The organism is Acidovorax sp. GW821-FHT09B03, assembly GCF_059418305.1.
Genome location: NZ_JBWKPP010000007.1, coordinates 113,645 through 138,665, shown reverse-complemented (window position 1 = coordinate 138,665; position 25,021 = coordinate 113,645). Strand labels below are relative to the sequence as shown.

At 68.2% G+C, this 25,021-nt stretch carries 24 protein-coding genes, 1 tRNA gene and 1 pseudogene; 4 read left to right on the top strand and 22 right to left on the bottom strand.

Translation table 11 applies throughout. From position 1 onward, the window contains the following. Positions 1-33 precede the first annotated feature (33 nt). From AC07PA_RS15165 to AC07PA_RS15150, 4 genes and pseudogenes are all read right to left on the bottom strand, one after another. Positions 34-102: pseudogene (locus AC07PA_RS15165) on the bottom strand (hypothetical protein); the annotation flags it as partial. Between the two features lie 144 nt (positions 103-246). Next, positions 247-320: transfer RNA gene (locus AC07PA_RS15160), tRNA-Gly, on the bottom strand. Between the two features lie 38 nt (positions 321-358). Beyond that, positions 359-724, bottom strand: coding sequence for a ribbon-helix-helix domain-containing protein (locus AC07PA_RS15155; protein WP_007857819.1), 366 nt, complete (start codon positions 722-724; stop codon positions 359-361). A gap of 63 nt (positions 725-787) precedes the next feature. Next, a complete protein-coding gene (locus tag AC07PA_RS15150; protein WP_494608515.1) occupies positions 788-1,369 on the bottom strand; it encodes a DJ-1/PfpI family protein in 582 nt (193 codons plus the stop codon). 287 nt (positions 1,370-1,656) lie between these two features. Here AC07PA_RS15150 and AC07PA_RS15145 point away from each other — a divergent pair, with 287 nt between their 5' ends. The 3 genes from AC07PA_RS15145 (at position 1,657) to AC07PA_RS15135 (ending at position 5,188) form a co-directional block, all read left to right on the top strand. Next, the gene (locus AC07PA_RS15145) at positions 1,657-2,634 is read left to right on the top strand and encodes a sulfurtransferase (RefSeq protein WP_494608514.1); all 978 of its coding nucleotides are present in this window, start codon (positions 1,657-1,659) and stop codon (positions 2,632-2,634) included. Between the two features lie 73 nt (positions 2,635-2,707). Beyond that, positions 2,708-3,928 carry a YeeE/YedE family protein gene (locus tag AC07PA_RS15140; protein ID WP_494608513.1) on the top strand — a complete coding sequence of 407 codons (1,221 nt, stop codon included), beginning with the start codon at positions 2,708-2,710 and terminating at the stop codon, positions 3,926-3,928. A 105-nt stretch (positions 3,929-4,033) separates the two neighbouring features. Next, positions 4,034-5,188 (top strand): ROK family protein, encoded by a 1,155-nt coding sequence (locus tag AC07PA_RS15135; RefSeq protein ID WP_494608512.1) that lies wholly within the window; start codon positions 4,034-4,036, stop codon positions 5,186-5,188. A 19-nt stretch (positions 5,189-5,207) separates the two neighbouring features. On the opposite strand, the gene AC07PA_RS15130 is transcribed toward AC07PA_RS15135, so the two are convergent. The 8 genes from AC07PA_RS15130 to gabT all read right to left on the bottom strand — a co-directional run bounded on the left by AC07PA_RS15130 (position 5,208) and on the right by gabT (position 13,534). Then, the gene (locus tag AC07PA_RS15130; protein WP_494608511.1) at positions 5,208-5,561 is read right to left on the bottom strand and encodes a hypothetical protein; all 354 of its coding nucleotides are present in this window, start codon (positions 5,559-5,561) and stop codon (positions 5,208-5,210) included. Positions 5,562-5,730: 169 nt separating this feature from the next. Then, positions 5,731-6,087, bottom strand: a complete 357-nt coding sequence (locus AC07PA_RS15125) for a hypothetical protein (RefSeq protein ID WP_007861430.1) — start codon at positions 6,085-6,087, stop codon at positions 5,731-5,733. Positions 6,088-6,247: 160 nt separating this feature from the next. Then, a complete protein-coding gene (locus AC07PA_RS15120) occupies positions 6,248-7,726 on the bottom strand; it encodes an NAD-dependent succinate-semialdehyde dehydrogenase (protein WP_494608510.1) in 1,479 nt (492 codons plus the stop codon). Positions 7,727-7,846: 120 nt separating this feature from the next. Next, positions 7,847-8,665, bottom strand: coding sequence for an ABC transporter permease (locus AC07PA_RS15115; protein WP_494608509.1), 819 nt, complete (start codon positions 8,663-8,665; stop codon positions 7,847-7,849). 44 nt (positions 8,666-8,709) lie between these two features. After that, a complete protein-coding gene (locus AC07PA_RS15110) occupies positions 8,710-9,975 on the bottom strand; it encodes an ABC transporter permease (RefSeq protein WP_494608508.1) in 1,266 nt (421 codons plus the stop codon). A gap of 24 nt (positions 9,976-9,999) precedes the next feature. After that, positions 10,000-11,031 (bottom strand): ABC transporter substrate-binding protein, encoded by a 1,032-nt coding sequence (locus AC07PA_RS15105; protein ID WP_007861440.1) that lies wholly within the window; start codon positions 11,029-11,031, stop codon positions 10,000-10,002. Positions 11,032-11,106: 75 nt separating this feature from the next. Beyond that, positions 11,107-12,204, bottom strand: coding sequence for an ABC transporter ATP-binding protein (locus AC07PA_RS15100; RefSeq protein ID WP_494608507.1), 1,098 nt, complete (start codon positions 12,202-12,204; stop codon positions 11,107-11,109). Positions 12,205-12,241: 37 nt separating this feature from the next. Next, positions 12,242-13,534 carry a 4-aminobutyrate--2-oxoglutarate transaminase gene (gene gabT, locus AC07PA_RS15095; RefSeq protein ID WP_494608506.1) on the bottom strand — a complete coding sequence of 431 codons (1,293 nt, stop codon included), beginning with the start codon at positions 13,532-13,534 and terminating at the stop codon, positions 12,242-12,244. A 192-nt stretch (positions 13,535-13,726) separates the two neighbouring features. On the opposite strand from gabT, the gene AC07PA_RS15090 reads away from it, so the two are divergent. Next, a complete protein-coding gene (locus AC07PA_RS15090; protein ID WP_494608505.1) occupies positions 13,727-15,145 on the top strand; it encodes an aminotransferase-like domain-containing protein in 1,419 nt (472 codons plus the stop codon). 15 nt (positions 15,146-15,160) lie between these two features. Here the strand turns inward: AC07PA_RS15090 and AC07PA_RS15085 are convergent, their stop codons facing one another. From AC07PA_RS15085 to AC07PA_RS15040, 10 genes are all read right to left on the bottom strand, one after another. Beyond that, positions 15,161-16,162 carry a hypothetical protein gene (locus AC07PA_RS15085; protein ID WP_494608504.1) on the bottom strand — a complete coding sequence of 334 codons (1,002 nt, stop codon included), beginning with the start codon at positions 16,160-16,162 and terminating at the stop codon, positions 15,161-15,163. 8 nt (positions 16,163-16,170) lie between these two features. Then, positions 16,171-16,848, bottom strand: coding sequence for a GntR family transcriptional regulator (locus AC07PA_RS15080; protein WP_494608503.1), 678 nt, complete (start codon positions 16,846-16,848; stop codon positions 16,171-16,173). 60 nt (positions 16,849-16,908) lie between these two features. Then, positions 16,909-17,907, bottom strand: coding sequence for a TRAP transporter substrate-binding protein (locus AC07PA_RS15075; protein ID WP_494608502.1), 999 nt, complete (start codon positions 17,905-17,907; stop codon positions 16,909-16,911). A gap of 62 nt (positions 17,908-17,969) precedes the next feature. Continuing rightward, on the bottom strand, positions 17,970-19,235 hold the full coding sequence (locus AC07PA_RS15070) for a TRAP transporter large permease (protein ID WP_494608501.1): 1,266 nt from the start codon (positions 19,233-19,235) through the stop codon (positions 17,970-17,972). A gap of 21 nt (positions 19,236-19,256) precedes the next feature. Next, positions 19,257-19,892 (bottom strand): TRAP transporter small permease, encoded by a 636-nt coding sequence (locus AC07PA_RS15065; protein WP_494608500.1) that lies wholly within the window; start codon positions 19,890-19,892, stop codon positions 19,257-19,259. 130 nt (positions 19,893-20,022) lie between these two features. Then, positions 20,023-21,339, bottom strand: coding sequence for an FAD-dependent oxidoreductase (locus AC07PA_RS15060; protein ID WP_494608499.1), 1,317 nt, complete (start codon positions 21,337-21,339; stop codon positions 20,023-20,025). Then, positions 21,336-21,602, bottom strand: a complete 267-nt coding sequence (locus tag AC07PA_RS15055; RefSeq protein ID WP_494608498.1) for a (2Fe-2S)-binding protein — start codon at positions 21,600-21,602, stop codon at positions 21,336-21,338. The genes AC07PA_RS15060 and AC07PA_RS15055 overlap by 4 nt, the downstream gene beginning before the upstream one ends. After that, positions 21,599-22,717, bottom strand: a complete 1,119-nt coding sequence (locus tag AC07PA_RS15050; RefSeq protein WP_494608497.1) for an NAD(P)/FAD-dependent oxidoreductase — start codon at positions 22,715-22,717, stop codon at positions 21,599-21,601. The genes AC07PA_RS15055 and AC07PA_RS15050 overlap by 4 nt, the downstream gene beginning before the upstream one ends. Before the next feature lie 15 nt (positions 22,718-22,732). Next, a complete protein-coding gene (locus AC07PA_RS15045; RefSeq protein ID WP_494608563.1) occupies positions 22,733-23,671 on the bottom strand; it encodes a 4-hydroxyproline epimerase in 939 nt (312 codons plus the stop codon). Positions 23,672-23,872: 201 nt separating this feature from the next. Continuing rightward, positions 23,873-25,000: a branched-chain amino acid ABC transporter substrate-binding protein gene (locus AC07PA_RS15040; protein ID WP_494608496.1), complete on the bottom strand. Its 1,128-nt coding sequence runs from the start codon at positions 24,998-25,000 to the stop codon at positions 23,873-23,875. Positions 25,001-25,021 lie beyond the last annotated feature (21 nt).

Sequence of the window (25,021 nt, the reverse complement as noted above, 5' to 3'; positions counted from 1 at the left end):
GACAAGGTCGGCTGCCACGATCCGGGCAGTCCGAAGGTCTCGGCAGCCGGTGCTCCGATGAATCTCAAGCTTCCCGACCGCCTGCTGAAGGCGCAGAGGCACGCACAGACGAACAAAGTAAACGCCGCTATGGCGGCGGTTTAAAGACAAAGAGCCTGACACGTCGTACCACACTTTCGTAGTGGGTCTGCGTGCCAAGCTCGGGCTTGGATGCGAATGTAGGTGGATCAACCACTTACAAAACTATGGAGCGGGTGAAGGGAATCGAACCCTCGTCAGTTGCTTGGGAAGCAACAGCTCTGCCATTGAGCTACACCCGCAGTGCGCCGGATTATAGGGGCACTGCTGCCGGGCCGATTCACGCCGCCTGCGCCAGCACGGTGCGCCGTCCCTCGGTGGCCAGCACCTGCTGGGCATTGAGGCTGCGGATGGGGATCGATGCGTCCTGCGGGATGCCGCCCGACAGCTGCAGCGCCATGTAGCGGCCACAGCACACGCGCAGGAACGAAGCGAAATTGTCCACCTCGCCGCGCTCGGCCACCAGTTCGTCGTACAGCTTCGTGCACAGCTGGGGCACGCCCATGCCATCGCGCCGGGCGATCTCGCCGAGCACTTGCCAGAACAGGTTTTCCAGCCGGATGCTGGTGGCCACCCCGTGCAGCCGCACCGAGCGGGCGCGGCTTTCGTACAGGGTGGGATCGGCGCTGATGAATACCTGGCACATGCTTGCGGCCTTTCAGAAACGGCCTCCATCATCGGAGGCCGTTGTCCTGGCGTCAAACGGTGCTTACAAACTGATGCGCGTGCCCATCAGGGCCAGGAACTGTGCAATCCAGGCCGGGTGCGCCGGCCAGGCCGGGGCCGATACCAGATTGCCTTCGGTCACGGCGGCGTCGATGGCGATCTCGGCGTAGGTGCCGCCCGCGATCTCCACCTCGGCCCGGCAGGCCGGGTAGGCCGAGCAGGTGCGGCCCTTGAGCACGCCAGCACCGGCCAGCAGTTGCGCGCCATGGCACACGGCGGCGACAGGCTTGTTGGTGTCGAAGAAGTGCTTTACCGCCGAGACCACCGCCGGGTAGGTGCGCAGGTACTCGGGGCCGCGGCCACCGGGGATCACCAGCGCGTCGTAGCTGGCCACGTCCAGGCCGGCAAAGGTGGCGTTCAAGGTGAAGTTGTGGCCCGGCTTTTCGCTGTAGGTCTGTGCGCCCTCGAAGTCGTGGATCGCCGTCTTGATGTGGTCGCCGGCCTTCTTGTCCGGGCACACCGCATGCACCGTGTGGCCCACGGCCAGCAGGGCCTGGAAGGGCACCATGGTCTCGTAGTCCTCGCAGTAGTCGCCGCACAGCATGAGTATCTTTTTCGCCGCCATCGTGTGTCTCCTCAAAGGTCAGGGGAGTCCATTGTTGGGTTGCGGGGCGTGTGGTGGGTGTTAGCCGGCTACTACATGCGGCGCAGCTCCAGGCCATTCCCATTGGGGGTAAACCAGGGCCCGTGCCGGGCAGATCCCATACGTCCCATCCGGGCATGCTCGCGCCTTTTTCGCATAACCAAGCGCGTTTTGCTTTGTTCCGCAGCCGGCGCCGAGCCCCTAAATTCCGTTCATCGGTTGCCGCAATGGTTGCAGCACCGGCCACCCGACAAGAGAGGATGACCCGCATGAGCCAGCCACAGCACACGACGACGATCCACCCCACCCAGCCCCTGGGCCGCCGCCTCGGCGCATGGGTACTGGGTGCCGGCATGGCGCTGGGCGCATCGCTGGCCTGGGCGGCCACGCCCATCCCGGCGGGCCCGCTGGTCAGCACCGAGTGGCTGGCGCAGAACCTCGACAACACCCAGGTGCGCATCGTCGAGGTCAGCGTGAACCCGGGCCTCTACGAACGCAGCCACGTGCCCGGCGCCGTGAACTTCTCCTGGCACCAGGACCTGAACGACAAGGTGCGCCGCGACATCGTCAGCAAGGAGGCCTTCGAGGCGCTGCTGTCCAAGGCCGGCGTGACGCCCGAGACCACCGTGGTGCTTTACGGAGACACCAACAACTGGTTTGCCGCCTGGGGCGCCTGGGTGTTCGACATTTACGGGGTGAAGAACGTCAAGCTGCTCGACGGCGGCCGCAAGAAGTGGGAGGCCGAGAACCAGCCGCTGAACAACCGCGTGCCCGAGTTCACGGCCAGCAACTACAAGGTCACGCAGGTCAACACGCAGCTGCGCGCCCGCCTTGCCGACACCCTGGCCGCGGCCGAGGGCAAGAGCAACGCCAAGCTGGTGGACATCCGCTCGGCCGACGAATACTCCGGCAAGATCTTTGCGCCGGCCGGCGTGCCCGAGCTGAGCATCCGCGCCGGCCACATCCCCGGTGCCGCCAACGTACCCTGGGGCCAGGCGGTCAAGGAAGACGGCACCTTCAAGTCGGCCGACGACCTGAAGAAGCTCTATGCCAACGTGGGCATCGACGGCAGCAAGCCGGTCATCACCTACTGCCGCATCGGCGAGCGCTCCAGCCACACCTGGTTCGCGCTGTCCAAGATCCTGGGCTACAGCGTGAAGAACTACGACGGCTCGTGGACAGAATACGGCAACGCCGTGGGCGTGCCCATCAACAACCCGGCCGGCACGGTCTGGGCCGCCAAATAAGGCGTACCGAGTTTTTTGGTAGGGGGTCTCTTTACAGCCCGCTTCGGCGGGCTTTTTTTCGTTCCGGTGCCACATGACGACGACAAGCAACAAGCAGCCATTCCCATTCCTTTCTCCCATCGCTGCAGTGGCCCTGCTGGCGGCGTTGGCCCTGTCCACGCGCTGGATCGAGGGCCTGGCCGGTGGGCGCACGCTGGTCTTTGCACTGGTGACCGGTGCCGTGCTGGGCCTGGTGCTGCAGCGCTCGCGTTTTTGCTTTTACTGCCATGCGCGCGACTGGTTCGAGGACGGCAACCCGCGCGGGTTGCTGGCCATCGTGCTGGCGCTGGCCGTGGGCCTGGTGGGCTACACCGTGGTGCTGGGCGGCTGGCTGCCGGTGCCGCAGCCGGGCAAGCTGCCGCCGGACATGCACATCGGCCCCGTGAGCTGGGTGCTGGTGGCCGCCGGGCTGTCGTTCGGTGCCGGGATGGTGGTCTCGGGCTCGTGCATCAGCGCGCACTGGTACCGGCTGGCCGAGGGCTCGGCGGTCTCGCCGTTTGCCCTGCTGGGCTCGGCGCTGGGCTTCATCCTCGGGTTCAAGATCTGGAACGGCCTGTACAGCCTGAGTGTGGCCGATGCACCCGTGGTCTGGCTGCCTGCGCACCTGGGCTATGGCGGGGCGCTGCTCGCGCAACTGGCGGTGCTGGCCGCGTTGGCGGCCTGGCTGTGGCGCGGCTTTGCGCGCGAGCCAGTGGGCGAGGGCGTGCGCGGGGTGGGCGTCCCTGGCCTGCGCGCCGTGTGGCGGCGGCTGTGGACCGGCCGCTGGAGCTACTGGGTCGGCGGCCTTGCCGTGGGGCTCATCGGTGCACTGGCCATCGTGCGCATGCGCCCGCTGGGCGTGACGGCCACGCTGGGCAGCGCGGCGCGCCAGTGGGCGCAAGGCCAGGGCTGGATCCCCGATCGGCTCGACGGGCTCGACGGCTTTGCCGGTTGCGCCACGCTGCCCCAGTCCACCTGGCTCACGCCCAATGCGCTGCTGCTCGCCGGGCTGGTGGCCGGGGCCTTCATCGCCGCGCTGGCCAGCCGCCAGTTCGCCCCGCGCTGGCCGACCTGGCGCGATGCCGTGCGCGGGCTCTCGGGCGGCGTGCTGCTGGGCTGGGGCGCGATGACCGGGCTGGGCTGCACCATCGGCACACTGCTCTCGGGCGGCATGGCCGGTGCGCTGTCGGGCTGGGTGTTCGCGGCGGCCTTGTTCCTTGCCGTGTGGGCGGGGCTGCGGGCCAAGGCCCTGATCCAGGGCACTGCAAAGACCTGATGGGTTTGGGGGCATGTCAAGGCGTTGGCTGACGCCGGGGCGCCAGCGCCTGGGGCACCATGCAGGCACGGCCCGGGGTGCGGGCCGCCATTGCATGAGGACTGAATGGCATCCAAAGACAAAGACAAGGGCGCGAAGGCCAAGAAGGCTGCGCCCGACAAACCCAGCGCCGCGCAGGAGGAAAAGGACGCCAAGGCCCAGCGCGAGCTGGGCATCGTCGGTCCGCACGGCGACATGCGCCTGGCTTCGGTCGTGATCGAGGGCTACAGCCTGGAGCTGCGCGATGGCGACGGCTTCGTGGGCGACGTGGCCAGCCGCACGGCCTTCCGCCACATGCTCGACGCCTGGCGCAAGCTGTTCACGGCCATGGACGGCAAGGACCCCATGGGGCGCAAATCCACGCGCGAACTGAGCAAGCACCAGCTCGATGCCATGCTCGAAAAGGACGGCATCGCCGCCCAAGCCATAGCGGCCGCGTCGGAAGACTATGCGCTGCAGCTGGCGCACGTGGTGCAGCGCTTTCTCAAGCACAAGACCTGGCGCGGCGTCGAGCGCATCATCATCGGCGGAGGCTTTCACCAGAGCGAGGTGGGCAGCCGCTCCATCGCGCGCGCCGGCAAGATCCTCAAGGCCGAGAAGGTGCCCGTGGAGCTGCGCACCCTGCACCACCATGCGGACGAGGGCGGCCTGATCGGCTGGGTGCACCTGGCGCCCCCGGCCCTGCTGCAAAGCTACGATGCCATCCTGGCGGTGGACATCGGCGGCACCAACGTGCGCTGCGGCATCGTGCAGACGCACCTGCACAAGGCACCCGACATGTCATTGGCCGAGGTGGTGCGCCGCGAGAAATGGGCCCATGCCGACGACGAGCCCAAGCGCGACGAACTGGTCGAGGGCATCGCCACCATCCTCGAAGACCTGATCGCCTACGCGGAGAAAAAGGAGATCCGCCTGGCCCCGTACATCGGCGTGGCCTGCCCGGGCCTGATCGTCGAAGACGGCTCGCTGGCCGGCGGCACGCAGAACCTGCCGGGCAACTGGGAGAGCGCGCGCTTCCATCTGCCGCGCGACCTGTGCGAGCGCTTGCCGACCATCGGCGATGGCCGCACCCAGGTCTGTCTGCACAACGATGCGGTGGTGCAGGGCCTCTCGGAGATGCCCTTCACCAACGACGTGGAGCGCTGGGCCATCCTCACCGTGGGCACGGGACTGGGCAATGCCAGCTTCACCAACCGGCGCGATGCGCCTGGGCAGGGGTGAGCGAGCGGGCGTGCCAGTTTCAGCGCTGGTAGCAGCGGCTGGCGGTCTTCACCATCCTGCAATTGAAGAGAGTAGCGCTGACGCCCATGGGCCCATGGGTGTAGTCGGCAAGCTGGTTGTCGTTGTAGCGGGTGTGGTGGGGCTGGCCCGTGGGCTTGTCCAGGCTGTCGGACCAGACCTTGATATGGCAGGAACCCTTGTTCTGGTCCGCGCAGAACTTGTAGGCCGCGCGCCCGATGTAGTCGGTGTCCTGCGCCTTGTCGGTAGGCACCATGGCGTAGTGCGTGTTGCCGTGGGTCTCGAAGACGTCCAGCGTCTGGGCGTGGGCAACGGCGGTCGCTGCGGTCAGCAGCGCAAGGATCAAGGCTTTCATGGCGGGTTCCCTCCAGAGCGCGCGGCCAGCGGGCAATGTCTCACTGCCTCTGGGATGGATGCGCGCAACCCCCTATGGGCTGCGCACGGTGGCCGGCCGGCCTCGGGATTCTGCGTCGGCGCGGTGCTGCCCGACTGGACGAATTGTCCACCGGCGCTTCGGCGGCCGCTCACTGCTGGTAGCAGCGGCTGGCGGTGGTCACGAGCTTGCAGTTGAACCGGATGCCATCGGCGATGCCGCTGTAGTTGCGCATGTACTCGGCCAGCTTGTTTTCGTCGTACCGTGTATGGAAGGGGTTGCCCGTGGGCTTGTCCAGGCTGTCGGACCAGATCATCACGCGGCAGCTGCCCTTGTTCTGGTCCTGGCAGAACTTGTAGGCCACCCTTTCCATGTACTGGGTGTCGCGCGCCTTGTCGGTGGGCACCATGGCGTAGTGCATGTTGCCGTGGGATTCGAAGACGTCGAGCGTTTGCGCGTGCGCGGCGGAAGTCGCTGCAGTCAGCAGCGCAAGGATCAAGGCTTTCATGTTGGTGGGTTCCCTCTGGGTGCGTGCAGCCGGTGGGCCGCCCTGGAACGGGAGCCTCTTGGTGGTGGAAAGCACGGCAGCCCCGGGTGGGGCTGCCTGCGTTGCCGGCCGCACGCCGGCGATTGTGCCCCAGCGAGGCCGCCGTCGGCCTCAGCCGGGCTTACTTCTGGATATCGCCCAGGCAGAGGTATTTGATCTCCACATAGTCGTCGATGCCATGGTGCGAGCCCTCGCGGCCCAGGCCCGATTGCTTGACGCCGCCGAAGGGCACATGCTCCGTGGCCAGGATGCCCACGTTGATGCCGACCATGCCGTACTCCAGCGCCTCGGCCACGCGGAAGATGCGGCCCACGTCGCGGGTGTAGAAGTAGCTGGCCAGGCCGAACTCGGTGGCGTTGGCAGCGTCGATGGCCTCCTGCTCGGTCTTGAACTTGAAGACCGGGGCGAAGGGGCCGAAGGTCTCCTCGCGCGCGCACAGCATGTCGGGCGTGGCGTTGGCCACCACCGTGGGCTCGAAGAACTGGCCCGCCAGGCGCTTGCCGCCGGCCACCACGCTGCCGCCCTTGGCGAGGGCATCGTCCACATGGCGCTGCACCTTCACCAGCGCGGCCTCCTCGATCAGCGGGCCCTGGTTCACGCCGTCCTCGAAGCCATTGCCCACCTTGGCCGTCTTCACCTTGGCGGCGAACTTGGCGACGAACTGGTCGTACACGCTTTCCTGCACATAGAAGCGGTTGGTGCACACGCAGGTCTGGCCGGCGTTGCGGTACTTGCTGGCGAAGGCGCCTTCCACGGCACTGTCGATGTCGGCGTCGTCGAACACCAGGAAGGGCGCGTTGCCGCCCAGCTCCAGCGACATCTTCTTGACCGTGGGGGCCGATTGCGCCATCAGGATGCGGCCGACTTCGGTGCTGCCCGTGAAGCTGATGTGGCGCACCACGTCGCTCGCGCACAGCACCTTGCCGATGGCGATCGAGTTGCCGCTGTCGGCCGGCAGGATGTTGAACACGCCCGCCGGGATGCCTGCACGGATGGCCAGTTCGGCCGCTGCCAGCGCGGTCAGCGGCGTCAGCTCCGCCGGCTTGATCACCACCGGGCAACCCGCGGCCAGTGCTGGCGCGACCTTGCGCGTGATCATGGCCAGCGGAAAGTTCCACGGCGTGATGGCGGCGCACACGCCGATCGGCTGCTTCAAGACCATCAGCCGGCGGCTGTTGTCGAACTGGGGCAGGGTCTCGCCGTTGATGCGCTTGGCCTCCTCGGCAAACCACTCCACGAAGCTCGCGCCATAGGCCACCTCGCCCTTGGCCTCGGGCAGGGGCTTGCCCTGCTCGGCCGTCATGATGCGGCCCAGGTCGTCCTGGTTGGCCATGAGCAGGTCGTACCACTTGCGCAGCAGGATGCTGCGCTCCTTGGCGGTCTTGGCCTTCCACGCAGGCCAGGCGGCGTTGGCGGCGGCAATCGCGGCCTCGGCGTCGGCCGGGCCCAGGTTGGCCACACTCGCGAGTTTCAGGCCCGTGGCCGGGTCGTTCACGTCGAAGCGGCCCGTGCCCGCCACCCACTGGCCGTTGATGAGGCCATCGGTCTTGAGCAGGCTCGGGTCCTTGAGCAGGGAAAGGGGGGAGTTCTTCATGTCCATGGTGATGTCTCTTGGGGGGTGGTCAGGGGTGGTAGGCGCACTGCCGCATGGCAAGCATAGCGGCAGGCTGAAAGCGGGGGGTGTCTCGGGTGTACCAGTGGTTGGGGCGTGTGTTCGCACTCAGGCCCTGCGCCCGCGCAGCCACTCCAGCACCAGCAGCAGGCTGGTGGTGAACAGGATGAGCAGCGTGGCCACGGCGGCAATGGTGGGCGAGATGTTCTCGCGGATCCCGGTGAACATCTGGCGCGGCAGCGTGGCCTGTTCGGCCCCGGCCAGGAAGAGCGTGACCACGACCTCGTCGAACGAGGTGGCGAAGGCGAACAGCGCCCCCGAGACCACGCCGGGTGCGATCACCGGCAGCGTGATGCGAAAGAAGGTCCTGAACGGCGTCTCCCCCAGGCTCAGCGATGCCCGCACCAGGTTGTGGTTGAAGCCCGCCAGGGTGGCCAGCACGGTGGTGAGCACGAAGGGCGCGCCCAGCGCCGCGTGCACGATGACCAGGCCCACGTAGCTGTCGGCCAGGCCCAGCGGTGCGAAATACAGGTAGGTGGCCACGCCGACCACGATGATGGGCACCACCATGGGCGCGATGAGCACGCCCATCAGCAAGCCCTTGAAACGGAAGTCCGCGCGCGACAGGCCCACCGCCGCCAGCGTGCCCAACACCGTGGCGACCAGCGTGGCGGCCGGCGCCACGATGAAGCTGTTGCGCGTGGCGCGCGCCCATTCGGCTGATTCGAACAGGTTGCGGTACCACTTGAGCGACCAGCCGGTGATCGGGTAGGCCAGGAACGAGCTCTCCGAGAACGACAGGGGCACCATCACCAGGATGGGCGCCAGCAGGAATGCGAGCACCGCCACGCACAGCGCGCGCAGCAGCCACCACAGTGCCTTGTCGGTCAGCGTGGCGTAACGGGGGAATTCGGGCAGTCGGAACATGGCGGGTGGGGCGGGGGATGATGGGAGGTGCACAGTCAGGCGGATCAGCCCAGGCTCAGCTCGGCCTTGCCGATGCGGCGGTACACGCCATACAGCACCAGCGTGGCGGCCAGCAGCACGGCACCGAGCGCGCAGGCCATGCCCCAGTTCACCTCGACGTTGGTGTAGCGGGCGATGTAGTAGCTGAGCATCTGGTCGTCGGCGCCGCCCAGCAGCGCCGGTGTCACGTAGTAGCCGATGGCGAGGATGAACACCAGCAAGGCCCCGGCACCGATGCCCGGGTAGGTCTGCGGCACATACACCCGAAAGAAGGCCGCCAGGGGCGGGCTGCCCAGCGACACGGCGGCACGCACGTAGGTGGCGGGCACGTTCTTCATCACGCTGTACAGCGGCAGGATCATGAACGGCAGCAGGATGTGCACCATGGCGATCACCACGCCCGTGCGGTTGAACAGCAGGGCCAGCGGTTCGCTCACGAGGCCCAGCCCCATCAGCCCGCGGTTGACCAGGCCTTCGGACTGCAGCAGCACGATCCAGGCGGCCACGCGCACCAGGATGGAAGTCCAGAACGGCACCAGCACCAGGATCATCAGCACATTGGCCGGGCGCGCCGGCAGCGAAGCCAGCCACCAGGCCAGCGGGTAGCCGATGGCCAGGCAGATGAGCGTGACCACCAGGCTGATGTGGAAGGTGCGCAGCAGGATGCTGCCGAACGCGCGCTGCTGCTCGGGCATGCGTTCCACCTGGCCCAGCGCGTCGCGCTGCAGGTCCACCGAGGCGAGCAGGTAGTCCGGTGTCCAGCGCGCGCCATTGCGCGCGATGGCGCGCCACAGCGGCGCTTCGCTCCAGCGCGGGTCCTTGGCGATCAATTGGTCGCGCATGGATTCGGGCGTGCCCGCCGTGGGCAGGGCGCGGTACGCACCCATGATGAGGGAGCGGGCGCCGGGCACGTCGGAGTTGAGCCGGCGCGCCAGCGCTCCGGCGTCGGCGCTGTCCGGCAGGCGCGCCAGATCGCGCACCAGCGCTGCATACGCGGCCGGGCCGGGCGCCTCCTGGCGGTCCCAGCCTTCGAGCGCGGAAATGGTGGCCGGCAGCGCGTTGGCCACCTCGGGGTTCTCGATCGCGCGCTGCAGCAGCGCCACGATGGGGACCAGCAGGGTGAGCAGCAGGAACACCAGCAGCGGCAGGGTGAGTGCGAACGCCCGCCACTTGCGGCGTGACTCTGCGCGCGACAGGGCCTTGCGCAGTGCGCCGGGCGTGCTGGCGCCCGGTGCGCTTGCGGCGGGGATGGCGAGGGTGGCTGGCTGCATGGTGTCCTGTGCTCCGGCTGCCGCTTACTGCGTTGCCCAGGCGGCGAAGCGCTTCTCGAGCGCCTCGCCCTGGTCGGCCCAGAAGCCCACGCTGAACTGCAGCGCCTCCTTGGCGTTGGCGGTGGAGGTGGGCAGGTCGTCCAGCACCTTCTTGTCCAGTTGGGCCAGGGCCTTCGTGTTGGCCGGGCCGTAGGCGATGTGCTGCGCGTAGGCCGCCTGGTTGGCGGTCTGCATGGTGAAGGCGATGAACTTCACGGCAGCATCCTTGTTGGGCGTGCCCTTGGGAATGGCCCAGTAGTCCAGGTCGTAGATGCCGCCCGGCCAGAAGATCTTGAGGTTGCGGCCTTCGCGGTTGGCCGCGTCGATGCGGCCATTGAACACGGTGGTCAGCGCCACGTCGCCCGCCACCAGGAACTGCGGCGCCTGGGCTCCGGCTTCCCACCACTGGATGCTGGGCTTGAGTTCGGTCAGCTTCTTGAAGGCGCGGTCTGCACCCTCCTTGGTGGCCAGCACCTTGTACACGTCGGCGGGTTTCACGCCGTCGGCCAGCAGCGCGAACTCCAGGTTGTAGCGCGCGCCCTTGCGCATGCCGCGCTTGCCGGCGATCTTCCGGGTGTCGAAGAAATCGGCCCAGCTGGTCGGTGGGGTCTTGAGCTTGTCGCCGTTGTACGCCATGACGGTGGACCACACGAAGATGCCCACGGCGCAGTCGTTCACCGCAGCGGGCAGCAGGTCGCCCTTGTCCACGATCTTGCTGTAGTCGAGCTTTTCGAACAGGCCCTCATCGCAGCCGCGCGCCGCGTCCGGCGACTCGACCTCCACCACGTCCCAGGTCACCTTCCTGGTCTCGACCATGGCCTTGATCTTGGCCTGCTCGCCGTTGTACTCCACAGCCACGATCTTGTTGCCGGCCTTCTCGTAGGGTTCGTAGAACGCCTTCTTCTGGGCATTGGCATTGGCGCCGCCGAAGTTCACGACGGTGATCTGCTGCTGGGCAAAGCTGGGCAGTGCCATGCATGCGGCAAGGGTTGCGCAGGCGATCAGACTCTTTTTCATGGTGCGGTTTCCTTGGAAAGGACGTTGGGAAAGGGGAGGGCGTGAAAAGAACAAAAAGGACAAGCTGCCGGGGCCTCAGACCGCATAGATGCGGGTGGACTCCGGCGGGAACTCCAGCAGCACGTTCTGCCCCGGTTGCGGGTAGGCCGATGCGTCGGAATGGGTGAGGGCCAGCTTCACGGTGGCCTGCTCCTGGCCGTGGCCCAGGTCGCACATGAGGCGAAGGTGGTCGCCGTAGTAGATGGAGCGCGCCACCGTGGCCGGCACGGCCGAGCCACGGGGGTAGGAGGCGTACGGATGCAGCACGATGCGCTCGGGGCGCACGCAGGCCTGTACGCGGCTGCCCAGGGCCGCGGTGTTGACGTTTACCCCGGGCAGCAGGTAGCCGCCGGGCATCTGGATGGCCGTTCCATCGCCCGCGCCCTGCAGGGTGCCGCTGAGCACGGTGTTGTCGCCCACGAAGCCCGCCACGAAGCGGTTGGCCGGGCTCTCGTAGAGTTCCTCCACGCCGGCCAGCTGCTGGATGATGCCTTCGTTGAACACCGCCACCCGGTCGCTCATGGTCAGGGCCTCGCCCTGGTCATGGGTCACGTACACGAAGGTCACCCCGAGCTGGCGGTGCAGCTCCTTGAGCTCGATCTGCATGTGCTCGCGCAGCTGCTTGTCCAGTGCGCCCAGGGGCTCGTCCATCAGCACCAGCTGCGGGTTGAAGACCAGGGCGCGCGCCAGCGCCACGCGCTGCTGCTGGCCACCCGACAGGCGGGCCGGCAGGCGCTCGCCCATACCCGCCAGGCGAACCATGTCCAGCGCCTTGCGCACCCGTTCCTGCTGCTCGGCGCGGGGCACCTTGCGCACGGTGAGCGGGTAGGCCACGTTCTGCTCCACCGTGAGGTGCGGAAACAGCGCGTAGTTCTGGAAGACCATGCCGAAGTTGCGCTTGTGCGGCGGTGTGCCGGTGATCTGCCGGCCGTCGAGCAGGATGTCGCCGGTGGTGGGTGACTCGAACCCGGCCAGCATCATCAGCGTGGTGGTCTTGCCCGAGCCCGAGGGCCCCAGCAGGCTCAGGAATTCGCCGCGATGGATGTCCAGGTCCAGCGAGCGCACGACCAGCTGTTCGCCGTCATAGCTCTTTTGCACGCCGCTGAAGCGGACCAGGGGTTCGTCGGAGGTCATGGGTGTCGTCAGGATGGGGGCGTTGGAGCCGGTTGGGTCAGACCACGGCAGCGAAGCTGTCGGCCAGGATGGCCAGGCCTTCGTCGAGCAGTTCGTTGGAGGCGGTGAGCGGCACCAGGATGCGGATCACATTGCCGTGGGTGCCGCAGGACAGCAGGACCAGCCCGCGGCGCGCGGCCTCGGCCACCACCTTCTTCGTGAGGGACGCATCGGGCCTGGCGGGGTCGCCGCCCTCGAACAGCTCGATGGCCACCATGGCCCCCAGGCCGCGCACGTCGCCGATACCGGGCACCCGGCTCGCCAGGTCCTTGAGCGCGCGCACCAGCAGCGCGCCCATGTCCTGGCTGCGGGCCAGCAGCTGGTCCTTTTCGAAGGCCTCGATCACGGCCAGTGCCGCGGCGCAGGCCACGGGGCTGCCGGCATAGGTGCCGCCCAGGCCGCCGGGGGCGGGGGCGTCCATCACCTCGGCGCGGCCCACCACGCCGGCCAGCGGGAAGCCGCCGGCCAGCGACTTGGCGGTGGTGATCAGGTCGGGGGCCACGGGCCATTGCTCGCAGGCGAACCAGGTGCCGGTGCGGCCGGCGCCGGTCTGCACCTCGTCGGCGATCAGCAAGATGCCATGGCGGTCGGCCAGCGCCTTGAGACCGGTGATGAACTCGGGTGGTGCGATGTAGAAGCCGCCTTCGCCCTGCACGGGCTCGATGATGAAGGCCGCCACGCGCCCGGGCTCGATGTCGTTCTTGAACAGCAGCTCCACCGAATGCAGGGCCTGTTCCACGCCCACGCCATGCAGCGCATTGGGAAACAGCGCGTGGTACACCTCGCCGGGGAAGGGGCCGAAGCCGGTCTTGTACGGTGCGACCTTGCCCGTGAGGCCCAGCGTCATGTTCGTGCGGCCGTGGTATCCGCCGGTGAAGGCGATCACCCCTGGGCGGCCGGTGTGGGCGCGGGCGATCTTCACGGCGTTCTCCACCGCTTCGGCGCCGGTGGTCAGCAGCAGGGTCTTCTTGGCGAAGGCGCCGGGCGCCAGGGTGTTCAGGCGCTCGGCCACTTCCACATAAGGTTCATAGGCCAACACCTGGAAGCAGGTGTGGGTGTACAGGTCGAGCTGTGCCTTGACGGCGGCGATCACGCCCGCATGCAGGTGGCCGGTGTTGAGCACGGCAATGCCGCCTGCGAAGTCGATGTAGCGGCGGCCTTCCACGTCCCACAGTTCGGCGTTCAGCGCCTTCTGGACAAAGATCTCGTGGGCCTGGCCCACGCCGCGGGCGACGGCGGCGTGGCGGCGGGCGAGGAGGGCGGCATTGGTGAAGTGGCGGTCGTGCTGCATGGCGTTGGCGGGCGGGTTGAACCAGCGGATGTGAAGGAATGGAGCGGATTCTGGAAGCCGTGCCGCAGCCCGTCCATGTACACACACAGGCGCTTTGCCGCGCACTGTGCAGGTCTAGAATCCTGTACAGGCATTCCCTGATCTGGTGTGCGCCAACACGGTGCACAATTCGCTCCCCTCTTTGCTTTCCCGATGCTCACTCTCAGCCCGGACCTCCAGACACCTCTGGTCAGCCAGATCGTCGATGGTCTGCGAGGCCTCATCGTCAGCCAGGTGCTCAAGCCTGGCAGCAAGCTCCCCTCGATCCGCGCGTTCGCGGCCTCCCACGGTGTCAGCGTGTTCACCGTGGTCGAGGCCTATGACCGGCTGGTAGCCCAGGGCTGGCTGGTCTCGCGTGCGCACGCGGGCTTCTTCGTCAAGCGGCGCGGCGACGAGACCGGTGTGCCCGCCGGTGGTGCGCGGGAGCGGCCCGTGCCCCGTTTCGATGCACGCTGGTACCTCAAGCAAATTTTCGAAAACCGCAACCTGCCGATGAAACCGGGGTGCGGCTGGCTGCCGCACGACTGGTTGTTTGGCGATGCGGTGCGCCGCAGCATGCGCCAGCTGTCCTCGGATGGCCCCGAACTCGATGGCTACGGCCTGCCGCACGGCCACATGGCGCTGCGCATGGTGGTGGCCGAATCGCTGGCCGAGCAGCACCTGGCGGTGGACCCCGACCAGATCCTGCTGACCCAGGGCTCCAGCCAGGCGCTGGACCTGGCGGCGCGGCTCCTGCTCAAGCCCGGCGACGTGGTGCTGGTGGACGACCCCGGCTACCCCAACCTGCTGTTCATGCTGCGCTTTGCAGGGGCCCATCTGGTCGGCGTGCCGCGCACGGCCACGGGCTATGACCTGCCTGCGCTGGAGGCGCTGCTGGTGCAGCACAAGCCCAAGGCCTTCTTCACGCAGCCACGGCTGCAGAGCCCCACCTGCTCCATGGCCTCGGTGGCGCACCTGCATCGGCTGCTACAGCTCGCCGAGCAGCACGGCTTCACCCTGGTGGAAAACGACATCTACGTCGACATGGACAGCAGCGTGCGCCCTTCGCTGGCGAGCCTGGACCAGTTGAGCCGCGTGATCTACGTGGGCAGTTTCTCCAAGACCATCTCGCCCAACCTGCGCACGGGCTATGTCGCGGCCAGGCGTGACGTGCTGGACGACCTGCTGCAGCTGAAGATGGTCTCGGGCCTCACCTCGTCGGACATCACCGAGCGCATCACCTTCGGCGTGGTCACGGACGGCCGCTGGCGCAAGCATCTCAAGTCGCTGCGCGAGCGCCTGGCCGAGGCGCACCGCAGCGTGGGCCGCAGGCTGCAGGCCCTGGGCTTCGAGCTGTTCCATGAGCCCGAGGCCGGGATGTACCTGTGGGCCCGCCATCCCGATCTGCCCGACAGTGCCGAGCTGTCCATGGAGGGCACGGGCGAGGGCATCATGCTCGGGCCGGGAGCGCTGTTCCTGGTGGAGCCGCGGCCCACGGGCTGGCTGCGTTTCAACGTGGCCTTCTGCGGCGATGAACGCCTGTGGCGTTTTCTGGAGCAGCGCATCGCACTGGGAAGCCAGGGTACCCAGTAGCTTGGCTGGCGCGGGCTAGGGTTTCCCGCTGCGGGCTGCCAGGTGGTCGGCCATGGCGGGGCTCATGAATTGGGCGGGAACCTCTGCCACCACGGCCTGTGGATCGCCCAGCGCGAGAAAGCACGCCTCGTACTCCTGCTGCAGGTCGAATTTCGGCGGCAGCATCAGCAGGCTCTTGGGGGCCAGCGCAAAGGCCGCCTGGCGCACGGCGCGCGTCAGTTCCCTGGGCGGGATCTTCGAGAACAGCTCGTGCACCTCGGGCCGGGGCAGTGGGCACTGGGGCGTCAGCAGCGCCAGGTACATGGCCTCGGTGCGCAGCTCCTTGGGGATCTTGGCGATGCGCGTGTAGTCGCTCCACACCACGTTGCGCCATTCCTCGGCCGTCTGCGGGGTGGTCATGGAGGCCAGGCTGCGGCCCTGGCGCAGACCGTCCCGCACCGATTCCAGCGACAGCGGCGATTTCTTGAGCAGCTTCCTGAGCGCGGCGGGCAGGATCTCCGGGTCGTCGGGGTCCCGGCCTTCGGACAGGTCGATGCACAGCAGCTTGCTGCCCTTGGCCGGCCGGCCCCGCACATCGATGCCATGGTCGTCATTGATCAGCGCCTGGGCGATGACCTGGCCGCCCACGATCAGCTGGCCGTGGTTGTAGTGGCCGTAGACGACCTCCTGCACGCGCAGGTCGCCGTCCACCCGGATATGGGAGCCGCCGCAACTGGCCTGGCGCGCGCCGAGCGCGCCGGTGACCAGCAGCAGCGGGCCGGAGTCGCCGTCGGCATTCACCAGGGCACCCGCAAGATGCAGGTCGCCCTGCACGCACAGGCCGCTGACGGCCTGTCCTTGCAGGCCCGCAAGCGCCGCTGCGATGTGGCCATCCTCCCAGCCAGCGCTCCAGTCGAGCAACAGGTCGCCATTCAGCGCCAGATCGCCTGTGTGCAGCAGCACCGGGTCCGTGGGCCGCAGCCAGGATGGCGCGCTGAATGCTGCGGGAAGCTCCGCGATGGTGGTGAGCGTGAACATGGCTGCGCTCACCGGTCGATGATGCGGCGCGCGAACTGCTCCAGGTAGTCCATGAGCTGGTTGGCGCCGGCCACGGCATGCGCCTCGTCGCCGCTGGCGATGCCCTGCGCCAGGTGCATGTGGGCGCGCGCACCCTCGGTCACGTCGCCCTCGTGCTGGTAGGCGTACCAGAAGCGGCGGCACTGCACGATCAGCGGTGCCACGGATTTGACGGCCGACTGGTTCTGGCAGGCCAGGTGCACGATCTGGTCGAGCCCATGGTCGGCCAGCATGTAGCCGTCGAGCTCGCCGCGTTCCGCGGCGCGCACCATCTCCTCGGCGCAGCGCACGATGGCCTGGCGCTGCGGCGCGGTGGCGCGCCGCGCTGCGCACGACGCGATCAGCCGCTCCAGCACGCGGCGCGTCTGGATCACGTCCAGGTGGTCCGCCAGGTCGATGTTGGAGACCTGCAGCCCGCGGCGCGGCTGCTGCACGATGAGGCCGATGGACACCATGCGCAGCAAGGCCTCGCGCACCGGTGTGCGCCCGAGGCCGGTGCTCTCGGCGATCTCGGCCTCCACCACGGGGCTGCCGGGCTGCAGCTGCAGGGTGGAGATCATGGCCTCGATGGCGTCATAGGCCACGTCCGCCGCGCGCCGCTTGGGGCCGGTGTCTTTGCGGGGAGGGGGGCTGCTGCTAAAGGTCATCAAGGGTGGGGTGCCGGTGGGGCGCGGCCCCGCCTGGGGCCTTGCTGGGCCGATCTTAAATCAGAGCGTGGCACCCGCCTTGCGCAGCTCGGCGATCTGCGGGGCCTTGGGCAGCCACAGCTTGTCGAACTCCTGAATGGTGGCCTCGGGGTTGAAGGACGACGCGCTCTTGAACGCGATGGAGGTGCCCTTGAACTTGTCGATCAGGCCCGCCTCGGTGGTCACGATGTCGTTGATCTGCGCGTCCAGCGACTGGGCCACGAGCTTGCGGATCAGCTCCTTGTCCTTGGCATCGAGCCCCTGCCAGATGCGGCCCGACACCAGCGGCGCGAAGGGCATGAACAGCGCGTTCATCTGCAGCAGGGTCTTGGCGACCTTGTCGAAGCGCTGGTTCCACGAGAACTCGATGTCCGCCTCCAGCCCGTCCACCTGGCCGTTGCTCATGGCGTCGAACACCTGGGGGGTCGGGATGGGCGTGGGCGCGGCACCCAGCATCTGGTAGAAGTCGCGGTACACCGGCGTGGGGTTGATGCGCAGCTTCATGCCCTTGAGATCGGTCGGGCTGGCGATGTCCTTGGTCGAGAACACCGCGCGCATGCCGGTGATGCCCCAGCCCAGGCCGATGGTGCCGGTCTCGCGCGGCAACACTTCGAGCAATTTGGTGGCGGCCGGGTGCTTGACCAGCTTGGCCACGCTGGGCGTGGAGCGCACCAGGTAGGGCGCGTTGATGGCGGCAACACTGGCCACGCGCGAGCCCAGTTCGGCCGCCTGGATCCAGCCCATGTCCAGGGCGCCCGATTGCAGCTGCTGCATCATGGCCGCCTCGTTGCCGAGCTGGCCCGAGTGGAACACGGTCACGCTCAGGCGGCCATCGCTCTCCTTCTTGAGCGTCTCGCCGAACTGCAGCGCGGCGCGGTTCCACGAATGCCCGGCCGGGGTGATCAGGCCCAGGCGGAATTCCTTGGCGCCCGCGCCCTGCGCGAACACGAGCGGGGCAGCAAGGCTGGCGGCAGCGGCCACGGCATGGCGCTGGACGAACTGGCGGCGGGTGGTGGTCATGGTGGACTCTCCTTGGTCTGGGAAGGGAACTTGCAGGAACGGAAAAGGCAGAAGGAGCGGCGCTACTCGAGCAGCGCCAGCGACAGGCTGGGGAACAGCGACAGCAGCACCAGCGCCACGCAGCTGATGAGGAAGAAGGGCAGGGTGACGATGAACATTTTTCCGGGCTTGGCCCCGGTCACGGCCGAGGCGACGAAGAAGCTCAGCCCCACGGGCGGCGTCATCAGGCCCAGCACCAGGTTGACCACCACCACCACGCCGAAGTGGCGCGGGTCGATGTGGTAGACCTCGGTGGCGATCGGCAGCAGGATGGGCACGGTCATGATGAGCCCGGGAATGCCGTCGATCACGGTGCCGATGACCAGCAGGATCACATTGGTAAGCAGCAGGAAGGTGACCGGGTCGTGCGCCACGGTCTGTATCCACGCCGCCACCATCTGCGGCACCTTGCCGTAGATCAGCAGCCACGAGAACACCGCGGCCGCGGCCACCAGGAAGAGCACGATGGCCGAATAGATCGCCGAGCGCAGCAGGATGGCCGGCATGGCGTTGAAGCGGAACTCCTTGGTCACGTAGCGCCCCACCAGCGCCGAGGCCAGCGCGCCCACGGCCGCGGCCTCGGTGGGGTTGGCCAGGCCGCCCAGGATGGAGCCGACGATCACGATGGGGATCAGCAGCGTGGGGCTGGCCAGCACGATGGTGCGCGCGCGCTGGGCCAGGGTGCGTTTTTCGCTGCGCGGGTAGTCGTAGATGAAGCCCATGAGGGCAATCACGACGAAGAACAGCAGCGTGAGCAGCACCCCGGGCAGGATGCCGGCGATCAGCATGTCGCCCACGGCCACCTGGGCCAGCACGCTGAACACCACGAACATCACGGACGGCGGGATGATGGGCCCGAGCATGCCGCCATACACCGTGAGGCCGGCGGCGAAGGTCTGGTCGTAGCCCTGCTTTTCCATCTCGGGCACCATCACCTGCGACATGATGGCCACCTGCGCCGTGGCCGAGCCGATGATGGACGAGACCAGCATGTTGGCCAGGATGTTGACGTAAGCCAGGCCGCCCTTGACCGAGCCGATGAAGGCCATGGACAGGTCCACCAGCCGGCGCGTGATGCCGCCGCTGTTCATGATCTCGCCGATCAGGATGAACAGCGGAATGGCGATCAGTCCATAGCTGTCCACCCCCGCGAACATCTGCATGGGAAACGACTGGAACAGCACCGTGCCGCCAGTGGCGAAGATGTAGACGATGCCCGAGAGGCACAGGCACACGCCGATGGGCACGCCCACCAGCAGGGCCAGGATGAAGAACAGGGTGGTGATCATGGGAGGGGCCTTCGGGTTCGTTCAGTTCACGGCATCGGCGTTGACCACGTCGAAGCCCGGGTGCGTGCGCCGCTCGGCGCACCCGAGGTCCTCGAGCAGGTTGGCCAGCGCATGCACGCTGAAGGTGGCCGAGAAGATCGGCAGGATCAGTTGCAGCACCCAGGTGGGCCAGTTGAGCGTCTGCGTGCGCTCGGTGTAGAGGAAGTTGAAGCTCTCGGCCGCGTACTCCTTGGCGTCGAAGCCATAGCGCGCGATGCCGATCGGGTCCATCCATTGCCAGCACATCCAGAGCATGGCCATGCCGAACAGCACCACGCCGGCCGTGGCCACCGCCTTGATGGCCTTTGCAGCGCGCGCGCCCAGCTGGTCGGTGAGCATGGTCACGGCAAAGTCCATGCGCAGCCGCGTCATCACCGAGGCCCCCACGAAGGTCAGCCAGACCACCGTGTACACCGCCGCCTCGTCGATCCAGTAGATCGGCATGCCGGTGTAGCGCGTCACCACGTTGAGCAGGATCAGCCCCACCAGCAGCGTCATCAGGGCCGTGAGCAGGTGGCGCTCCATGCGCAGCAGCCCGCTGGAAAAATCCAGCAGCCAGCGGACGGGCGCGCGCGGCGGGGTGGCAGGAGGGGTGGAGGCGGGGGCTGGGGAGGGCATGCGGGTCGGCTCTGTTGGAGTGCTTGTGGGAAGAAACTCGGCTGCACCAGGGTAAATATTTTCTTAATATATGTAGAAGCAAGATGAGTGCCCGGTGGCAGGGCCAGGCCCCATCCCTGGGTTCTCTGCCTCAGCCGGGGGGCGGCCTGTCGGCCACCATGGCCAGCGTGGCAATGCGCGCCGGTGCCAGCAGATGGCGGGGCGGCGCCGGTGTCCAGCCGAAGAGCTGCTGCGTGGCGGCACCGCAGATGCGCCCCTGGCAGGCGCCCATGCCGCAGCGTGTGTGCAGCTTGGCGTCGATCCAGCTGCTGCGCCCGGCCAGTTTGGCATGCGGCACGTCTTCGCAGCGGCACACCAGGGTGTCCGGCAGCGGCAGGGCCTTGAGGCCATCGTCCAGTGCGAAGGAATGCTGCAGCGCCCGGGCAAAGCCTTCCCAGCGGCGCAGCGTGGCCTGCAGCGCATGCACCGGCGTGGTGTAACCTGCTGCGGCATGGCCGGCAAGGGCGCCCTGCGCCAGTGCACGCTCGCTGCCGCCAAAGCCCGTGCACTCGCCTGCAGCATGGACACCGGCCACGCTGGTGCGCATCTGCGCGTCCACCTGCAGGCCCAGACCATTGCTCAGGGGGCCGCCCAGTGCGCAGCCCAGCAACTGCCCCAGGTGCGTGTTGGGCACCAGGCCAAAGCCACAGGCCAGGCGGTCGCAGGCGATGGTTTCCTCACCGGATGCGGTGCGCAGGCGCACGGACTGCACCTGGCCATCTCCACGGGCTTCGAGCACATGGCTGCCCGCGCGCAGTTGCGGGTGCAGCAGCGTCAGCGCCTGCACGGCTTTGGCGGGCCAGCGCGGCAACTGCGCGGCAAAGCCCGCGAGTGCTCGCCAGCCGGCCTGCTCGGCCACGCGCACCACCTGTGCACCGGCCTTGGCAGCTGTGGCGGCTGCAGCCAGCAGCAGCGGGCCCGTGCCTGCGACCACGATGCGCTGGCCCTGTACGGGCAGCCCCGCCTTGACCAGGGCCTGCAGGGCGCCCGCACCCGTCACGCCCGGCAGCGTCCAGCCTGGAAAGGGCAGCAGCAACTCGCGCGCGCCATTGCACAGAACGAGTCGGTGGCTGTGCTGGGCCCAGCCGCGCTCGGCGCCTTCAAGCAGCAGGGTGGGGGCATCACCTGCCAGGGGCGCATCGCCCAAACCCACCACGCGCGTGCCGCGCAGCAGGCTGATGTTGGCGTGCCGGGCCAGCGCCTCGCGGTACTGGCGGGCCAGCGGAGGCAGGGTGGCGCCGGGGCCGTCGCGCCAGATCTGGCCGCCGGCCTCGGGGTTGTCGTCCACGATCGTGATGGCCGCGCCACTCGGGGCTGCGGCCAGTGCCGCAGCCATGCCTGCAGGGCCTGCGCCGATGATGAGGATGTCGCAGCGCGCATGCGCCGACCAGGGGGTGGAGGTGTTCATGGGCAAGGCATGCCGGTATCGGTATGGACCTGCATGCCCTCGGTGCATACGGTCTGGCAGGCCAGGCGCACGCGGCCGTCGATGCGCACGCGGCATTCATGGCACACGCCCATGCCGCACAGCGGCGCACGCGGCTGGCCGCTGGTGGAGGTGCGCGTGCGGCCCGGCGGCACCTGGGCCAGGGCCGCGGCCACGCTGGTGCCGGCGGCGACCTGCAGGCGCACGCCGTCGGCATGGATCTGGAGGGTGAGGGCGGTGCTCATGCCATGAGGCTCCGGGCAAAGCGGTCGGGGGAGTAGGGCGCTGGCTCCAGCGGTGGCGTGGCGCCCGTGATCTGCGCGGCCAGCAACTGGGCCGTGGCCGGCGCCGTGGTCACGCCCAGGCCCTCGTGGCCCACGGCCAGCCACAGGTCGGTGTGCTGCGGGTGCCGGCCGATGATGGGCAGGCCATCGGGCGTGGCCGCGCGAAAGCCGGTCCAGGTGCGGATGGCGTTGAGCTCGGCCAGGCCTGGCACGTACTCCAGCGCGCGCTGCAGCATGCGCGCCAGCACGGCGTTGTCGATGGCCGGGTCGGTGGTGTCGAACTGGCGCGACGAGCCGATCAGCAGTTGCCCCGTGGGCCGCGGCTGCAGGTTGAAGGCCACCGAGGTGCCATCGCTCTGGTGCGCATTGGTGATGTAGCCCAGCTCCACCAACTGGTGCCGCACGGTACCGGGGTAGCGGTCGGTGATGGCCAGGTGCCCCTTCTTGGGGCGTATCGGCAGGCCTGGGCACAGGTTCGTGGCGTGGATGCCCGCGGCCAGCAGAACCGCACCGCCCTCGCGCACGCCGCCATCGGCCAGGTGCACGCGCCGGCCCTCGATGCGTTCGACCTGCGCATGTTCGACGGTGATGGGGCGTGCGGCGTGGGCCAGCAGCCACTGTGCGGCGTTGGGGGCATAGACCACGCTGTCGCCACCGACCTTGAGGGCGCCGTGCAGGCCGGGGCGCAGCGCAGGTTCCAGCCGCGCCAGCGTGGCGGCGTCCAGCAGCTCGCAGGCGATGCCGTGCGCGCGCAGCCCGGCAGCCTTGGCCTCCGCGCCGGCCATTTCCTCGGCATTGGCCGCGATCCAGAGCGTGCCGCAGTTGGAATAGGCGCAGCCGGGCAGGTCGGCGTTCATGCGCGGGCCCCAGGCATGCCACTGCTCCAGCGAGGCCTGGCTCAGTGCCAGTTCGGCCGCGTTGTCGTCCATCACCACCAGGTGGCCCATGCCGGCCTGCGTGGCACCGCCCCGGCGCGCATCGAGCACGCGCACCGAAAGCCCGGCATGGGCCAGCAGGTGGGCGCAGGCCGCGCCCACCATGCCGGCACCGATGACGATCACGTCTGCAGCTTGCATGGGGTGGATCGAGGCTTAGAGGCGGATGCCCCAGGCAAACGGGTCGTCCCGGTCGATCAGCAGCGTGGCCTCGGCGCTCATATGGGCCGTGCCGCGCAGCGTGGGGATGATGCGGCCTGGCGTGGCATCGGGTTCGTAGCGCGCCTCGAAGCTGCTGCCGATGATGCTGGCCTGGCGCCACACCTGGCCGGGCTGCAGCTTGCCATCGGCCGCCAGGCAGGCCAGCTTGGCGCTGGTGCCGGTGCCGCAGGGCGAGCGGTCGTAGGCACCGCCCGGGCAGAGCACGAAGTTGCGGCTGTCGGCCAGCTCGTCGTCGGCAAACAGCTCGATGTGGTCGATCTCGCCGCCGTTGTCGCCGCGGATGCCCTGGTCCTTCAGGGCCAGCTGGATGGCGCAGGTGTAGTCGGTCAGCGCCTGCAGGTTGTCGCTGGCCACGCGCTGGCCGTGCTCGCTCATCAGAAAGAACCAGTTGCCACCCCAGGCCACGTCGCCCGTGACGCTGCCGATGCCCGGCACCGTGAGCGACAGCCCCTGGTGCAGCCGGTAGGCCGGTACATTGCGCACGCTGACTGAGCCGTCCTCGTGCAGCGTGGTCATCACCGTGCCCACGGGGGTCTCGATGCCGTGCTCGCCCGGCTGGATGCGGCCCAGGTAGGCCAGCGAGGCCACCAGGCCGATGGTGCCGTGGCCGCACATGCCCAGGTAGCCGGTGTTGTTGAAGAAGACCACGCCCGCCGCGTTGGCCGGGTCCTGCGGCGTGCACAGCAGGGCCCCCACGATCACGTCGTTGCCGCGCGGCTCGAGCACAGTGGCCGCGCGCCAGGCATCGTGCTGGCTGGCCAGCAGCGCGCGGCGCTCGGCCATGCTGCCCGTGCCCAGGTCGGGAAAGCCGCCGACCACGAGGCGCGTGGGTTCACCCCCGGTGTGGGAGTCGAGGATCTGGATGCGTTGCATGGCGCGGTTGGGGTTCATGGCGTCAAGGGGCTGAAAGTGTTCCGGGATCGTAGCGGGCTGCGGGTTCGTTTGGCAGATGTGCCGTGTCGCCACAGCCTCTGGGCATTGGCAGGGCCAAGGCCAGTGCCCCCGTGCAAGGGCCGCCCCGCCGCACCGGGGCGTCCCCCTGGGGGGAAGGCGCGAAGCGACTCAGGGGGGCTTTCAATAGCTGGCCAGAGGAACGGGCGCCGCGTTCTTGAACGTGAGCACCGTGATCGGCGCCTGCTTGAGGTTGCCCTTGTCGTCATAGGCGTAGGTGCCGGCCACGCCCTGGTGGCTCAGCTGGCCCATCTGCGCGCCGACCTTGGCGGGCTCCACGGACTGTGCCTTCTGCATGGCATCGGCCATGAACATGACCTGGTCGTAGTACGAGGCCGCGTAGGCATCGGCATCGAGCTTGAAGCGCGCCTTGTATTTGGCCTTGAAGGCCGGGCCGGCGGCGGCCTTGTCGAGCATGGTGCCGCCCTGGGCGCAGAACACGGTGTCGTTGACGGCCTCGCCGCCGAGCTTGCCGACCTCGGGGCTGCACAGCGTGTCGCCGCCCAGCAGCTTGGCCGTGAGGCCCAGCTGCTTCATCTGGCGGGCCATGGGCGCGGCCTGCGGTGCGTAGCCGCCAAAGAAGATGGCCTGTGGCTGCTTGCCCTTGAGGCTGGTGAGGATGGACAGGAAATCCGTGGACTTGTCGGTGGTGAACTCCTGGCCCACCACGGTCAGGCCCTGCTTTTTCGCCTCCTTGGTGAACTGGTCGGCCACGCCCTGGCCGAAGGCCGTGCGGTCGTCGATCACCGCCACCTGCTTGACCTTGAGCACCTGGGCCGCATACACGGCCATGTTCGAGCCGATCTGGGTGTCGCTGGCGATGATGCGGAACAGGTTCTTGTAGCCGTTCTCGGTGACCTTGGGGTTGGTGCCCACGGTGGAGACCATGGCGCCGCCGTCGCTGTAGACGCGCGAGGCCGGGATGGCCACGCCCGAGCAGTACGGGCCCATGACGAACTTCACGCCGCTGTCCACCAGCTTCTGCGCCACGCTCACGCCGGTGCGGGCGTCGCACTGGTCGTCCTCGGACACCAGCTCGAACTGGAGGGTCTTGCCCCCCACCACGATCTTCTTCGCATTGAGCTCCTCGACGGCCAGGCGCACGCCGTTCTCGTTGTCCTTGCCCGCGAACGCATTGGGGCCCGACAGCGGACCGCTGTGGCCGATCTTGACGACCTGCTGCTGCGCGAATGCCGGTGCCGCCAGCAGCAGGGCTGCCAGCGCCGAGGGGGTCATGAATCTGGATGTCATGGGAGGCCTTTGCATGGATGG